This window comes from Paenilisteria newyorkensis (assembly GCF_000766145.1).
Classification (GTDB): Bacteria; Bacillota; Bacilli; order Lactobacillales; family Listeriaceae; genus Listeria_A; species Listeria_A newyorkensis.
The window spans coordinates 34,852-49,049 of the sequence record NZ_JNFB01000003.1; the positions used below are offsets into that span (position 1 = coordinate 34,852).

Sequence of the window (14,198 nt, forward strand, 5' to 3'; positions counted from 1 at the left end):
AGGGAGTTTGGTGGAACGAGGATGTATCACATCCTTGTTTTAAATATCTAGAAGGAACGCCTATTCTCGATGCTTATAGGTATAACTCATTTCGAACAGCCGGGAAGGATTACATGCTCGCTTCGCTCTCATGCATATTGGGGCTGTAGCTCATTTCATTTCGAACAGCCCCAACAATACGAGCGCTTGTCGCCGATTTATCTGGGATATAATCTATTTCTCTAGAGGTCCTTTTCCTAGGAAGGCTTTGAACATCCAGATATGTTTGTCAATCGATGCTTTGAAGCCGATGAGCATGTCTTGTGTCACGTCGTCGCCTTCTTTTCCTGTTAGTTCGATGCCTTGTTGGTATTCGTCACGTAATAATTCTAACGTGCCAACAAGATCTGCCATGAACTGCTCGATTGTTTTTGGTTTTGTGTATGGTGCTTCTTCTACGCTTGCGTTTTCTGAAAACTCTTTTAGGGTGGAGAATGGTGCGCCACCGATTGCTAGTAAGCGTTCTGCCACTTCATCCATTTGTTCGCCGAATTCGCTGTAAAGGTCATCCATTTTTTCGTGCAGTGTGAAGAAATTGTGCCCGCGCATGAACCAGTGGATTTGGTGAATTTTCACCGTAAATACGTTTAAGTTCGCCACCTGATGGTTTAAAAATTCTTTTGTGTCTACTGAATTGATTGTTTTCATTTATAATTCTCCTCCTTATTTATAATAACTATTATCTAATAACAATTATAAACTAGTTTTACCGATTTGTCCAATCGTGTTATGCCTCACAATCACTTGTACCACTATGCGTCATTTTAAAACATGGTTGACATCTTCTTATTTTGTAACTACAATGGTTACAAAGGAGTTGGTTTGGATGAAAATAAGTAGCCGTTTCACCGTTGCTACCCATATTTTATCACTAATTGCTACCCAAGAGCCACCATTAACCTCTGAACGAATTGCTGGGAGTGTTAATACGAATCCAGTTGTGATTCGGCGCATCAGTGGTCAGCTGAAAAAGGCTGGGCTTATTGCAGTCAAGGCTGGGACTGGTGGCGCGACGCTTTTGAAGCCTCTCGATCAAATCACGCTTTTGGAAGTGTATAAGGCCGTGGATAGTGTCGAGGATGGGGAATTGTTTCAATTTCATGAGAATCCGAATCCGCATTGTGAGGTTGGAGCGCATATTCAAGGTGCGATGGAGCAGACATTGCGTGACGCACAAACCGCGATGGAGCAGGTTTTGGCGGATAAAACGATGGCGAATGTTGTGGAATCGATTCGTGCGGAACTGGCATAAAAAAAGAACGGAATCATTTTTGATGTTAAGGCGCGTCAAAAATGATTCTTTTTGGTATACTGGGTGTAGAAAGAGGTGAATCGGATGAGTATTTGGTTGCGTGGGGCGAGTCCTGCTTTGGATAGTGAGATCGAGACTTGGGAAGAAACGCATCATCTTTCGCTACCGGGCGGATATAAGGATATGTTGCGTGTACATAATGGTGGTTTGCTTGCGAAAAATCATTTTCCGGTTGCGGAGCCGACGTCGTATGGACTCGCGGATGCAGAAATTTATTCGATCGCGGGGCTTGATGGGTTGCAGCGCCACATTTTGGAGGAGCAGGATGTGGATTTGCCGGGTAATCAGGTGTATTTTCATCAAGATGGGCATCGGTATATTGGGCTCGATTATCAGACGGCGGAACCGCGCGTGATTTATGTGGATTTCGAGACGTTGCAAACGCTTGTTGTCGCGGAAAATTTTGCGGATTTCGTGGAATCGCTGTACTTTTCTCCTTTTGATGTGGCTTTTGCGCCGAATTATCCGCTTGAAAAATTGGAGCAGATGTTGGCAATGGCGAATGTGCAGAAGGCGTTGGAAATTTTGCAGTTGCTGGAGGATCGTGCGGAGAAGGATTGGTATTTGACGCAGATTGATGGTTTGCTTCATTCTGAGGAAGCGCCTTTTCGGCAAATCGGGGTGACGTTGCTTGAGAATCAGATTTATTATTTCAGGAGAAAATTGGATGCTACGCGTGTTGATGAGATGTTGCGTTGGCTGGAATCACAGCATTTTTGGCCGGAAAAGGTCGCGGAGTTAAGAAAGGAATGGGAGGATTAAGATGGTAGTTCGTGTGTTGTTTGTGTGTTTGGGAAATATATGTCGGTCTCCGATGGCGGAAGGAATGTTTCGTGCAAAGGTTAATGCGGCGGGGCTGACGGATCAGATTCGAATTGATTCGGCGGCGACGGGAAATTGGAATTTAGGTAATCCGCCACATCGCGGGACGCAGCAAGTTTTGACGAAGCACGGCATTGATTATTCGCAAATGCGTGCGCGCCTTATCGGTCAGGATGATTTTTCTGATTTCGATTATGTGATTGGGATGGATAGCTCAAATATGGCAGATTTGGAGGCGTTGAAACCGCTGGACAGTGATGTTGTCCTGAAAAAATTGATGGACTTTGCGCCTGATGAAAAAGAGTCGGAGGTTCCCGATCCTTATTATACGGGGAATTTCGAGGAAACAGAACGGCTTGTGAGCGCTGGTTGTGAAGGGCTTTTACACGCAATTCGTGAAAAATTCGATATGTAACAAAAACGACGATTCAGGCTCGAATCGTCGTTTTTTCTTATTTTTTTCCAAGGTTCTTGCTCGCTAGGAAATCTTTGATATCCTGTCTTGTCGTGTGTCGCAAACCGCGTTCGATTTGATCAGTCCAGCCTTCTACGCGTTTACCACCCGTTCGCGCGGCATAATAATCGCGAATCGTCGCGTCATAGTTTTTGAAGTCTTCCATGTCTTTTGGTTGATAGTGATTTTCGTGGTAGACAAGTTCCGTCGCAAGCCTTGGTTTGGGTTCGGAACTCGTTGTTGGATGGCCAATCGTCAGGCCAAATAAGGGTGTCGCGTAGTCCGGAATATGTAGTAATTCGGAAACTTTTGCAAGATTGTTTCGGATTCCGCCGATGTAACAAATACCTAGCCCCATCGATTCTGCTGCGATTGCCATGTTTTGAGCGGCCAGTGTTGCGTCCACGGTTGCCACGAGGAAACGTTCCATCGTTGACAGCGATTCTGTGTCTGCACCGCGCGCCTTCCCGATTTCATGATGCCTTGACAAATCTGCGACAAAAACGAAGAATTGGCCTGTTTTCACGACATAATCTTGATTTCCTGCAATCACAGAGAGCTCCTGACGCAGTTTTAAATCGGAAACACCGATAATCGAGTAGGCTTGCACAAAACTCGACGTAGAGGCCGCCTGTGCGCTTTTTACAAGCAAAGCAATCTCGTTCTCCGTCAATGCCTGATCCTTGAAATCACGCACCGAATAATGACTTAAAATTCCTTCAATCGTTTCGTTCATTGGACTCATCCCCTAGTCTTTAAAAATTTTACGATCATAGTGTGGCAGTTGATCCAGCGTCCCGAACTGTTGTTGACGCAAGCATTCATAAATCAAAATAGCCGCCGTATTCGACAGATTGAGCGACCGAATATGGTCTGTCATCGGAATCCGCAAACACGTATCCTCATGCGCCTCTAAAACCGCATCCGGCAAGCCCGTCGTTTCCTTCCCAAAAATAAAGAAGTAATCCTTATTCGTGTCTCGATAATCCACATCACTATACAAATGGCGTCCAAATTTTGTAATAAAATAAAATTCGCCGCCCGCATTCACTTCAAAAAATTCCTCTATCGAATCGTAGTATTTCAATTTCACGTGATCCCAATAATCAAGCCCAGCCCGCTTCAACATCTTGTCATCCGTCGAAAATCCGAGCGGTCGAATCAGATGCAAATACGTATCTGTCCCCGCACATGTTCGTGAAATGTTCCCTGTATTTGCCGGAATTTCCGGTTGATAAAGCACAATATGATTTGCCAATTTCTTCACCTTACTCCTATTAAATTCTTTGCCCGCGTCATTTCTGCTACAACTTCTGCGTCATCGTCATGCGCCTGCATCAACGCCTGTTCCGCGTCTGCCCCGCCAATTTTTCCGAGTGCCCAAGCCGCCGTTCCTCGAATAACCGGTCGCGGATCTTCCGTCATACACCGAATCAGCTCTGGCACCGCCGTTTTATCCTTATAGCGCGCCAACACAATAATCGCATTACGCTGAATCGGCTTCTTCCCACGCCACGAGCCCGCCATCGGACCAAATTTTCCCTTGAATTCCTTATTCGAAATCGACAAAAGCGGCTTCAATTCAGGTTTCACCAATTCCGGATCAGGCTCCATCGCCTCGTGAAAATGGAAATCATGCCCACGATTATACGGACACACCACCTGGCACGTATCGCAACCGTATAACCGATTATGCAACACTTCGCGATATTTTTCATCCAAAAAGCCTTTCGTCTGGCTCAAATAACTCAGACAAATTTTCGGATTCATCTTCCCTTCCCCGAGCAAACTCCCCGTAGGACAGGCCTCCACACACTTATTACAATCGCCACACAAATCTCCCATCGGCTTATCCGGCGCTAAAGGCAAATTCGTCAGCGTCTCGCCCAAATAAACAAATGAACCAAACTCCGGCGTTATCAAAAGCGTATTCTTAGCACGCGAACCAAGCCCAGCCCGTTCCGCCACTGCAACATCGGAAAACTCTCCCGTATCCACCATCGATTTAAAGCGAGCCTCCGGAACACGTTCGGTGATAAAAGTCTCGAGTAGCATCAATTTCTCACGAAGCACCGTATGATAATCCGTTCCCCACGAAGCCCGAGAAAAAACACCACGACGCGCCTCTTTCCGGCTCACCGGCTCATTCTTCATTTTCGAAGGATACGCCAACGCAATCGCAATAATCGACCGTGGCTCCTTAAAAATCAGATCAGGATACACACGCTCATCGATATTCGGATGTTCAAAACCAGTTAAAACATCCTCCTTCGCCGCGACTTCCAGCCTTGTTTTCAATTCCAAAAAAGGATCAGCCGAAGCAAATCCTATTTTTTGAATACCTATTTCATCTGCGTACTCAATGATGTCTTGTTTTAATCCGTTCATATCTATATTCTGCAAGGTTCGCACCTCAGTTCTTTTTATCTTGTTTTTTTGTCTTTTTATCTTTTGTCTTTTTGGGTAAGAGTTAGATATGGCTTTAAACAAATCGAGCGAAAGCGTTTGTATTCAAGAAGTTTGGTGGAAGCCGGAAGCGGAGCGTACTCGTGTACGTGAGAACCGGAAGTCCACCAAACTTCTTGAATGCGAACGCTTGCCGCCGATTTACAGCGCATATGATCCACACAAAAATAAAACGCAATGCTTCGCTTATAAAGGTCGAAACACTGCGTTGATAACATATTTAAGAGCGGGTGATGAGAATCGAACTCACGACAACAGCTTGGAAGGCTGTAGTTTTACCACTAAACTACACCCGCATAGTTTAGAACAAGTTGTTCTAGCAACATTTAATATATTATCACTACTACGCGTGTTTGGCAAGGGGTTTTTTAAAACTTTTTTCAAATTCTTTTCGAAAAGCTAAACGGAGTTGAAATGCATCTATTATTAGACTACTTCTTCCCTCCTAAAATAAACATTTAAAACTATGTTCCCACTCTGTTCACTCATTTTTCACATTTGCCAGATACACTGGGATTATCAGTAAATGAAGGAAGTGATGGAAATGGTGAAACAACGACGGATTGATTGGTTTTTAATTGGTATTGCAGTGCTCGCTGCGTTTCTGAATTTTTGGGCTGTATGGAATGATGATACGGTAAACCCTTATTATACGGCGGCGGTTACGAGTATGACGGAGAATTGGTCTAACTTTTTCTACGGGGCGCTTGATCCTTCTGGGTTTGTAACGGTGGATAAGCCGCCTGTCGCGCTCTGGTTACAAACGATTAGTGCTCTTATTTTTGGGATTCATGGATGGAGCGTTATTTTACCGCAAGCGCTCGCAGGTGTAGCCTCGGTTCTATTACTTTATTTCCTCGTAAAACCGACATTTGGTAGCTGGGCCGCTCGAATCGCAGCACTTGTAATGGCTACGACGCCGATTGCTGTTGCAGTTAGTCGGACGAATAACGTAGATAGTATTCTCGTTTTCGTACTATTACTAGGTGCATGGGCGTTATTTAAAGCAGTACGCAGAGGAAAAATCGGCTTTTTATTATTGGCATTCGTTTTAATCGGTGTCGGATTTAATGTCAAAATGTTACAAGCTTACATGGTTGTTCCCGCCTTTTTATTATTTTATTTAATCGCAGCAAAATTAAACTGGAAGAAAAAACTGCTACATTTGGTGATTGCGCTCGTAATGATGCTCGGTGTTTCCGTATCATGGGCGGTTATCGTGGACAGCACCTCAGCGGACTCACGACCTTACATCGGCAGTAGTCAGACAAACTCCGTGTTAGAGCTTGCATTTGGCTATAACGGGATGGAGCGACTTCTAGGGCAGGAAACTGGTATGAGTACTGGTGGCGGTCAAGATGGAGCAAATGTACAAGCTGGAGCACCCGGCAGCTCCACTAATAACGACAATATCGCACCTGACGCAAGCACGGAATCGGCTCAAAATGGGCAATCAATGTCCGGTCAACCGCCACAACCTCCAAGCGGTTCCACAAATGGCATGAATGGCGGTGGTCCTGGTGGAAACGGTGGCGGCCCTGGTGGCGGCTCCAAAATGATGGGTGGTACAGGCATGTTTGGTACTGGTACAGCCGGCCCATTACGTCTTTTCCAAACGGCACTCGGTGATCAAATCAGTTGGTTATTACCAATGGCATTGTTCGGCACGGCGGCTATTTTCATCGCTAACTGGAGTCGTAAACGTCGCTTCTTCCAATGGAATACGGAGCAAAAAGAGATGGCTTTCTGGGCTGCGTGGCTTATTCCAGTTGCCGGATTCTTCAGTATTGCTGGCTTCTTCCATCACTATTATTTAATCATGTTAGCTCCTGCAATCGCAGCGTTAACTGGTGCTGGATTTATGGCCCTACTCAAACTTTATCGCAAAAATAAAGGCGTGCCTGGTTACTTATTACCAAGTGCAGTAGTCGCAACAACAGGTCTACAAATGTTCTTCATCGCACAATATTCGATGCTTTGGATGGGATTCGTCGGCGTGATTGGTCTAGGTCTTGCAACGACACTATTCATCGTGAAGCATAAACAACCTGCATGGACTTCTTGGATCGCCGTAGCCTCCTTGGTTGCGCTCCTTTTAGCCCCGACTTATTGGGCATTAACGCCGATGATGTACGGTGGCAACAGCGCGCTTCCAGAAGCTGGTCCACAACTGAAAACAAGTAGTGGTGACGGTTTTGCCGATGCAACGGTGAACGAAAAATTGATTTCCTATCTAGAGGAAAACAGTAGCGGAACGGAATTCTTATTTGGAACAACAGATGCTTCCACAGCAGCACCTTACATTATCAAAACTGGTGAATCCGTGATGGCACTTGGTGGGTTCAACGGCACCGATCCAATTTTGACAGTGAAGGAATTGAAGCAAATAATCAAGGATGGCAAAATAAAATACTTCTATTTACCATCGAATAATAAGGCGAGTAATTCAGATGTTGTGGCTTGGATCGAGGAAAATGGTATGAAAGTGGATAGCTCGGAATGGAGCGACGAAACGACGACAGATGCAACAACGAGCGCGACAACAGGGGGAAATTCGCAACGTGGCGGCATGCAAGGTGGACAATCTGGTGGCACACTCTACAAACTGACGGAGGAGGATGGAGGACAATGACGAAAAAAATCTCTGTGGTTATCCCGCTCTATAATGAGGCAGCGGTCATGGAACAAACGTATCAGCGCTTGAAAAATGTGATGGAGCAGTTGGCCTTGGATTACGAACTCCTCTTCGTGAATGATGGGAGTAAAGATAAGACGCTAGCCATCGTTCAGGCGATTAGTTTCGCCGATCCACACGTGAAATGCCTCGCTTTTTCTAGGAATTTTGGGCATCAAGTGGCAATCACGGCTGGGACGGATTACGCAAGTGGCGATGCGGTCATTATTATCGACGCTGATTTGCAAGATCCGCCAGAGCTAATTCTAGAAATGGTGCATAAGTGGCAGGAAGGTTACGATGTCGTCTATGCGCAACGGTCAAAACGAGATGGTGAGACTTTATTCAAAAAATGGAGTGCCAAGATGTTCTATCGGATGCTGCATAAACTGACAGATGTGGAGATTCCCGTTGATACTGGGGATTTCCGCCTCATGGATCGAAAAGTTTATACGGAGCTGAAAAAGCTGAATGAGAAAAATCCATTTGTTCGTGGTTTGGTGAGCTGGCTGGGCTTTAAGCAGATTGCAGTAGCATATGAACGTGATGCACGGGCGGCTGGAGAAACGAAATATCCCCTCAAAAAAATGCTCAAACTCTCCATCGACGGTATTACTTCTTTTTCCCACCAGCCGTTGAAACTAGCGAGTTACGCAGGTGTCGTCTTATCGGGCGCTGGTTTCATATACATGTTGATCGTGCTGTTTCAAGCGTTATTCACAAGCACGACGGTGAGCGGTTGGTCTTCGATGATTGTTATTCAGTTATTGTTTAGCGGATTTGTCCTCGTGATTCTAGGTATGATTGGCGAATATATCGGTCGGATTTACGATGAGGTCAAGGATCGACCGCTGTATATCGTCGCCGAACAGTATGGCTTTGAAAAATCGCGCGTGCAGAGTGAAGCAGTATTTATGAATCAAAAAGCGAATTAACCAGACGCAAAACCATAGTTTCTCGTGATGCCCAAATATCGCGGAAAATATGGTTTTGTTTTGCTTCAGTAGCTTGAAAATGCAATTTTGCGGGTATTATGAGAAAATAATAGAAAACTGTTAGGAATTGGGTGGGGTAGCTATGATAGATTGGTATAATTCGATGAAAGAGTTTTTCTCATATGATAATGTGATGCAGTGGATGCAGTCGTATCGGGCATTTGGGCCGTTATTAGCATTTTTCTTGCCGTTTATTGAAGCTTTTCTGCCATTTTTACCGTTCTCTTTGTTTGTGATTGTCAACGTGAGCGCGTACGGTTTATTTTGGGGCTTCGTGATTTCGTGTAGCGCGGCGATCCTTGGGAGCTTGTGCGTCTTCTGGATTGTGCGACGGTTCGGGCAAACTCGTTTTTTGCGGTTTGTGACGCATCATCGGCACGTTCGCAAAGTCATGGATTGGATTGATGAACATGGATTTGGTCCGATTTTTATTTTGCTTGTGATGCCGTTTACACCGTCTTCTGCAGTCAATGTGGTCGCTGCTTTGTCGGAAATCCGCTTTTTCCAATTTTTGATGGCGCTTATCGGTGGGAAAGTGATTAAGGTTTTTGCGATTAGTTACATTGGATATGATCTGCGGGACATCTTGCAACATCCTGTGAAATTGCTTATTTTGATCGTGATTGTCGTTGTTTTGTGGTACGTCGGCAAGCGGTTGGAGCGTTGGATGGGGTCGAAAAAGAAGGATATCGTTTAGGAGGTTAGGATGAACATACATGAGCTATTTTTTCACATTCATTATTGTAACGGCGGTGGTTCGAAGTTGATTTTGGCGAAAAAGTTGACGCGGACATTGCAACACCATGCGTTGATTCTAGTGACTAGCGGGACTGGTACGTATGACATTGCGGATAAAGTCGGGACTTTTCGTGAGGGAACGCTTTTCTATATGCCTGCAAATGTGTCGCATTCGATCGAAACGAGCGGCGCTTCCCTGTTTACCGTTCATTTTAGTTACGCGCGTGTTGGATTTAGCGATACCGCTTGGACGATTCAGCCGGAACAAGATTTGCTGGCTTTTTCTCCTGTGATGGCACTTCAAGATTATTATGCTGTGAGTGAAACTTTTGAGAAGTTAGTTACTAGCTGGCACGCAAAGTTACCTGGCTATGAATTTGTGGCCAAAACATTCTTACAACAACTATTTCTCGCGATTGATCAGAATCTTCGGGCACAGCATAAAAATGACGCCACGCGTTTAAAAGTGGAGAGGGTGATTGCTTATATGCAAGACCATGTGCAGAAAAACGTTACGCTCACAGAACTGGCGAATCTTGTCCAGCTCTCCCCTACTTACTTATCCCGAATTTTCAAGGAAACGACTGGCTATTCTGTGATTGCTTTTTTCAATAAAATGAAGGTGGATTATGCGAAAGAATTGATGATGAACGGGATGAAAAAGGTGAAAGATATCGCCGGACAGCTTGGTTTTAGCGATGAATTTTACTTTAGTCGGCTTTTTAAACAGCTGGAAGGAGTCAGCCCAACGGAATATTATCATAGGAATATCCATGGCTTTTAAAATTGTGCATGGATTAGCGATGTTTCCTCGTTTATACTTAGGTTGTTATTGTCTAAGATAACAAAAGGAGATGCGGTCACATGCCGATTTGGAAGCGAAATTTAATTGTTTGTTGGTTTGGAACGTTTGTTACCAGCATCGGGATGAGTCAGATAGCTCCTGTTTTACCGCTTTACATAAAGCATCTCGGCGTTGATAATACGGCGCTTGTCGCTCAGCTAGCCGGCGTGACATTCGGCATTACTTTTATTATGTCCGCTATTTTTTCACCGATTTGGGGGCAGGCGGCGGACCGATTTGGGCGTAAACCGATGTTGTTGCGCGCAAGTCTTGGGATGGCGATTATCATTGGCTGCATGGGATTTACGCACAACGTCTATGAACTGATTGCTCTGCGTACGTTGCAGGGTGTCGTAACTGGATTCGCAACAGCTTGTACAGCACTCGTCGCCACGCAAACCGATGAGGCGCACGCGGGTTGGGCACTCGGAACGCTTTCGACTGGCGCCATCACAGGTTCGCTGCTCGGTCCACTCGTCGGCGGCATCATCGCGGAACATTTCGGTTTGCAAAATGTCTTTTTCATGACTGGCGGACTCTTATTCGCGGCTTTTATTTTAACGGCGCTGTTCGTGAAAGAGAATTTTGTGCGGTCGGAGAAAAAAGTGATGAATACGAAAGAAGTTTGGCGTGCTTTGCCGAACAAAAGCTTTATTTTGACGATGTTTGTGACTTTTTTTACGCTGACTTTAGCGCTTTACTCAGTGGAACCTATCATCACAGTCTATATGCAACAACTATCGAGGGGGGCGTCGCATATCGCGCTACTTTCAGGGCTCGCATTCTCTGCGTCAGGCCTAGCGAGCATCCTTGCAGCACCGCAACTCGGCAAACTTTCGGATAAAATTGGGGCACAACGCGTTATTTTCGTCGCCCTGATTGTGGCGGGTGTCGTTTTTATTCCTCAAGCCTTTGTAAACCATCCGTGGGAACTGATTGCGTTGCGATTTATACTTGGTCTCGCGGTCGCCGGTCTCAATCCTTCCGTCAATATTTTGATTAAAAAAATGACACCACCGGATTTCACTGGTCGCGTCTTTGGTATCACAAATTCGGCGGGTTATCTAGGAATTTTCATGGGATCGGTTTTTGGCGGTCAAATTGCGGCATGGCTCGGCATCCAATACGTCTTTTTCATTACCAGCGCCCTGCTTTTCGTCAACGCTGTCTGGGTTTATTTTAAAGTGTATAAAAAGCTAAATGTAAAACACCAACTAGTAAAGGAGCAAATAAAATGAATTTATCAATCGAAAAAACAGCACTTGTCCTCATCGACTTACAAAATGGAATTATCGGACATCATAGCGCGCCGTATACGCCAGAAGCTATTATCGAGCGTGCAGGAGCGCTAGTCAAAGCCTTTGTAGAAAAAGGCGGATTCGTGGTATTAGTTCGTGTTTCGACGTTAGATGGGAAAGATATGCTACATCCAATAACAGACACGGAGCAAGGCCCAGCCTCGTATCCAGCAGGTTGGGATGCGATTGTCCCGGCACTTGCGGAAATAGATGGCACGTATACGATGACAAAACGGCAATGGGGCGCGTTTCATGGTACAGACCTTGATTTGCAATTACGTCGCCGTGGTATGGATACGATTGTGCTCGGTGGTGTGTCTACTGGCATCGGCGTGGATACGACAGCCCGCGAAGCCTTCCAACTTGGCTATAATCAAGTTTTTGTGGAAGATGTGATGGGCGCTGCGAACAAAGAAATGCATGATTATGTATGCCAAACTATTTTTCCAAGAATCGGAAAAGTACGGTCTAGCGCGGAAGTTATTTCGTATCTATAAAAAAGAGACGATGCAACATGTATGTTAGAATGCAGCAGACTGTAGAAAACTGCTTTACATGATATTTCTCCAAACTTCAGCATGTCGAAAAATACTTAGTTTCTAGGCAAAAGCGAGTACCAGAGCGGAGCGTACTGAGGTACGTGAGCACTGGAACGGAGCTTTTAACGACGAAAATGAGTGTTTGTCGACATGCTGAGCATGTATTTTAGAATGCCGTAACTTCTCTTTTTCACTCTAGATGAAGAAAAATCCATAGGCTGCGATGCTCGTTTCGTGAATATTCGCGGCTTCTAAAACCGGCCGCCAGTCATCGCGCTCTGGATAGATTGTCGTCACGTCCACTTGTTGCTCCTGGCCTGTTGGATTCATCACAAATAGGTGCCAATTATCGTCGTCAATGTAACGAATCACGCCGAATAATGGGCCTAACGCGAATGGATAATACCGACCTTTTCGCAGCGCTTCATGCTGGTTTCGAAGTCGAATCGCCGCATGGAAAAAGTCGCTAATATCAGCGTCTTCACGCCCCCACGGATAAAATTTGCGATTATCAGGATCGGCACCACCTGTAAGCCCCGCCTCATCTCCGTAATACACGCACGGCACACCAGGCAACATCATCAAGAGATAAATCGCCAAACGCAACTTCGCCTTATCTTCCGACAGCATCGTAAAAATCCGCGCGGTATCATGCGTCCCGATATTATTCAAGTTCGCCTGCAACGCCTCATTTGGATAATTCTCCTTCAATGCCATCATTTTTTGCGCCGCTTGTTGTGCCGTCAAGCTTCCGTTAATCAAGTCAATAATAATTTGGCGGAACGGGTAGTTCATCACGCCTTGCAACATACCACCCTCTAAATAATGTCGCCGGTTATCATACGCAATTTTGTTCGTGGCATCTTCCCAAACCTCACCGATTAACACGCGATCTGGATATTTCATCAACGTCTGGCGAATCCCGCCAATAAACGCATCCGGAAGCTCATCCGCGACATCTAACCGCCAACCAGCAATCCCGCGCGACGTCCAATAATCGATGACACTATCCGATCCACCATAAATCAACCGCTGAAAATCCGCATCCTGCTTGTTCACAACGGGCAAATTACTAACGCCCCACCAAGCATCGTACTGATCCGGAAACTGGTGGAACGTAAACCAAGAATGATACGGCGAATCCACGCTTTGATAAGCCCCAACCGAATCAAAATTCCCATACCGATTAAAATACACACTATCCTCACCAACATGGTTGAAAACGCCATCTAGAACAACCCGCATCCCCATCTCGCCAGCCTTATGAATCAGCTCCGCCAAAATCGACTCATCGCCAAACATCGGATCAATTTTCTTATAATCAGACGTATCATATTTATGATTACTCTTCGCCTCAAAAATCGGACTCAAATACAGCCCCGTGATGCCGAGCTCCTTCAAATACGTCAGCTTCTGCGTAATCCCGTCCAAATTCCCGCCAAAGAATTCCCAGCGCACAATTTCACCTTGCGCATTTTTAATATAATAAGGCGTGTCCTCAGATCTCGCATAAATAAACGAATCCGGCTTCGGCGAGCGCACATGATCATCCGCATTAAAAAACCGATCCACAAAAATATGATAGAAAACCGCATTCTGATACCATTCTGGCGCCTTATCCGCATACTGGAAACACGTCAGCTGATACGTGCACATATCATGATAATTCTCCGTGAAAAAACCTTCCCCACCATGCAAATCATGATTATTAAAATAGTACGTCGTCCGCGTCTGCGTATCAAAATCCTGCTGAATTTTAAAATAATAAAAATAAAGCCCCGTTGCCGCATATGGCTGGAAGGAAACCTGGTAAGCATTACCCTGCGTAGGGTTCATCTCAAAACTTTGCTCCTCCATGCCATCTTTGTGAATCTTAAGTTCCACTTTGGAAACGTAAGGAAGCGCGACATCGATTCGAAAATCAATCGTCGCGCTCACATTCACTGCGCCAAAAGGTCGTTTGTAAAGCTCATTCCATGAATCAAATAAGACTACTTTCACCACTGGCTAAACTCCC

Annotated in this window: 14 protein-coding genes and 1 tRNA gene; 9 read left to right on the forward strand and 6 right to left on the reverse strand. The window is 45.4% G+C overall.

Features of this window, described 5'->3' with window-relative positions:
- Nucleotides 1–213: 213 nt before the first annotated feature.
- Nucleotides 214–687, reverse strand: coding sequence for a Dps family protein (locus EP58_RS01325; RefSeq protein WP_036089159.1), 474 nt, complete (start codon nucleotides 685–687; stop codon nucleotides 214–216).
- A 178-nt stretch (nucleotides 688–865) separates the two neighbouring features.
- Here EP58_RS01325 and EP58_RS01330 point away from each other — a divergent pair, with 178 nt between their 5' ends.
- The 3 genes from EP58_RS01330 to EP58_RS01340 all read left to right on the forward strand — a co-directional run bounded on the left by EP58_RS01330 (nucleotide 866) and on the right by EP58_RS01340 (nucleotide 2,588).
- A complete protein-coding gene (locus EP58_RS01330) occupies nucleotides 866–1,291 on the forward strand; it encodes an Rrf2 family transcriptional regulator (RefSeq protein ID WP_036089161.1) in 426 nt (141 codons plus the stop codon).
- Nucleotides 1,292–1,375: 84 nt separating this feature from the next.
- Entirely contained in the window at nucleotides 1,376–2,113 is a 738-nt protein-coding gene (locus tag EP58_RS01335) for an SMI1/KNR4 family protein (protein ID WP_036089162.1), read from the forward strand.
- 1 nt (nucleotide 2,114) lies between these two features.
- The gene (locus tag EP58_RS01340; RefSeq protein ID WP_036089164.1) at nucleotides 2,115–2,588 is read left to right on the forward strand and encodes a low molecular weight protein-tyrosine-phosphatase; all 474 of its coding nucleotides are present in this window, start codon (nucleotides 2,115–2,117) and stop codon (nucleotides 2,586–2,588) included.
- 37 nt (nucleotides 2,589–2,625) lie between these two features.
- Here EP58_RS01340 and nfsA read toward each other — a convergent pair whose 3' ends face one another.
- From nfsA to EP58_RS01360, 4 genes are all read right to left on the reverse strand, one after another.
- Nucleotides 2,626–3,363, reverse strand: a complete 738-nt coding sequence (nfsA, locus tag EP58_RS01345) for an oxygen-insensitive NADPH nitroreductase (protein ID WP_036089166.1) — start codon at nucleotides 3,361–3,363, stop codon at nucleotides 2,626–2,628.
- Nucleotides 3,364–3,375: 12 nt separating this feature from the next.
- Nucleotides 3,376–3,885 carry a tRNA (uridine(34)/cytosine(34)/5-carboxymethylaminomethyluridine(34)-2'-O)-methyltransferase TrmL gene (gene trmL / locus EP58_RS01350; RefSeq protein ID WP_036089226.1) on the reverse strand — a complete coding sequence of 170 codons (510 nt, stop codon included), beginning with the start codon at nucleotides 3,883–3,885 and terminating at the stop codon, nucleotides 3,376–3,378.
- A gap of 5 nt (nucleotides 3,886–3,890) precedes the next feature.
- Nucleotides 3,891–5,015 carry a tRNA epoxyqueuosine(34) reductase QueG gene (queG, locus tag EP58_RS01355; RefSeq protein ID WP_103034836.1) on the reverse strand — a complete coding sequence of 375 codons (1,125 nt, stop codon included), beginning with the start codon at nucleotides 5,013–5,015 and terminating at the stop codon, nucleotides 3,891–3,893.
- A 303-nt stretch (nucleotides 5,016–5,318) separates the two neighbouring features.
- Nucleotides 5,319–5,389, reverse strand: a tRNA-Gly gene (locus EP58_RS01360).
- Between the two features lie 242 nt (nucleotides 5,390–5,631).
- On the opposite strand from EP58_RS01360, the gene EP58_RS01365 reads away from it, so the two are divergent.
- From EP58_RS01365 to EP58_RS01390, 6 genes are all read left to right on the forward strand, one after another.
- Nucleotides 5,632–7,725: an ArnT family glycosyltransferase gene (locus EP58_RS01365; RefSeq protein WP_036089229.1), complete on the forward strand. Its 2,094-nt coding sequence runs from the start codon at nucleotides 5,632–5,634 to the stop codon at nucleotides 7,723–7,725.
- A complete protein-coding gene (locus EP58_RS01370) occupies nucleotides 7,722–8,702 on the forward strand; it encodes a glycosyltransferase family 2 protein (RefSeq protein WP_036089168.1) in 981 nt (326 codons plus the stop codon). Before EP58_RS01365 ends, EP58_RS01370 begins: the two co-directional genes overlap by 4 nt.
- 145 nt (nucleotides 8,703–8,847) lie before the next feature.
- Nucleotides 8,848–9,459: a TVP38/TMEM64 family protein gene (locus EP58_RS01375; protein WP_036089231.1), complete on the forward strand. Its 612-nt coding sequence runs from the start codon at nucleotides 8,848–8,850 to the stop codon at nucleotides 9,457–9,459.
- A gap of 9 nt (nucleotides 9,460–9,468) precedes the next feature.
- The gene (locus EP58_RS01380) at nucleotides 9,469–10,284 is read left to right on the forward strand and encodes a helix-turn-helix domain-containing protein (RefSeq protein WP_036089170.1); all 816 of its coding nucleotides are present in this window, start codon (nucleotides 9,469–9,471) and stop codon (nucleotides 10,282–10,284) included.
- A gap of 80 nt (nucleotides 10,285–10,364) precedes the next feature.
- Nucleotides 10,365–11,582, forward strand: coding sequence for a multidrug efflux MFS transporter (locus EP58_RS01385; protein ID WP_036089171.1), 1,218 nt, complete (start codon nucleotides 10,365–10,367; stop codon nucleotides 11,580–11,582).
- A complete protein-coding gene (locus EP58_RS01390; protein ID WP_036089172.1) occupies nucleotides 11,579–12,139 on the forward strand; it encodes an isochorismatase family protein in 561 nt (186 codons plus the stop codon). Before EP58_RS01385 ends, EP58_RS01390 begins: the two co-directional genes overlap by 4 nt.
- 237 nt (nucleotides 12,140–12,376) lie before the next feature.
- On the opposite strand, the gene EP58_RS01395 is transcribed toward EP58_RS01390, so the two are convergent.
- Nucleotides 12,377–14,185, reverse strand: coding sequence for a glycoside hydrolase family 13 protein (locus tag EP58_RS01395; protein ID WP_077917785.1), 1,809 nt, complete (start codon nucleotides 14,183–14,185; stop codon nucleotides 12,377–12,379).
- Nucleotides 14,186–14,198 lie beyond the last annotated feature (13 nt).

Bases quoted from the DNA above. Each gene is read 5' to 3' on its own strand.
- EP58_RS01390 (WP_036089172.1), top strand. From the start codon at position 11,579: ATGAATTTATCAATCGAAAAAACAGCACTTGTCCTCATCGACTTACAA.
- EP58_RS01370 (WP_036089168.1), top strand. From the start codon at position 7,722: ATGACGAAAAAAATCTCTGTGGTTATCCCGCTCTATAATGAGGCAGCG.
- nfsA (WP_036089166.1), bottom strand. From the start codon at position 3,363: ATGAACGAAACGATTGAAGGAATTTTAAGTCATTATTCGGTGCGTGAT.
- queG (WP_103034836.1), bottom strand. From the start codon at position 5,015: ATGAACGGATTAAAACAAGACATCATTGAGTACGCAGATGAAATAGGT.
- EP58_RS01340 (WP_036089164.1), top strand. From the start codon at position 2,115: ATGGTAGTTCGTGTGTTGTTTGTGTGTTTGGGAAATATATGTCGGTCT.
- EP58_RS01365 (WP_036089229.1), top strand. From the start codon at position 5,632: ATGGAAATGGTGAAACAACGACGGATTGATTGGTTTTTAATTGGTATT.
- EP58_RS01385 (WP_036089171.1), top strand. From the start codon at position 10,365: ATGCCGATTTGGAAGCGAAATTTAATTGTTTGTTGGTTTGGAACGTTT.
- EP58_RS01325 (WP_036089159.1), bottom strand. From the start codon at position 687: ATGAAAACAATCAATTCAGTAGACACAAAAGAATTTTTAAACCATCAG.
- EP58_RS01380 (WP_036089170.1), top strand. From the start codon at position 9,469: ATGAACATACATGAGCTATTTTTTCACATTCATTATTGTAACGGCGGT.
- EP58_RS01330 (WP_036089161.1), top strand. From the start codon at position 866: ATGAAAATAAGTAGCCGTTTCACCGTTGCTACCCATATTTTATCACTA.
- EP58_RS01335 (WP_036089162.1), top strand. From the start codon at position 1,376: ATGAGTATTTGGTTGCGTGGGGCGAGTCCTGCTTTGGATAGTGAGATC.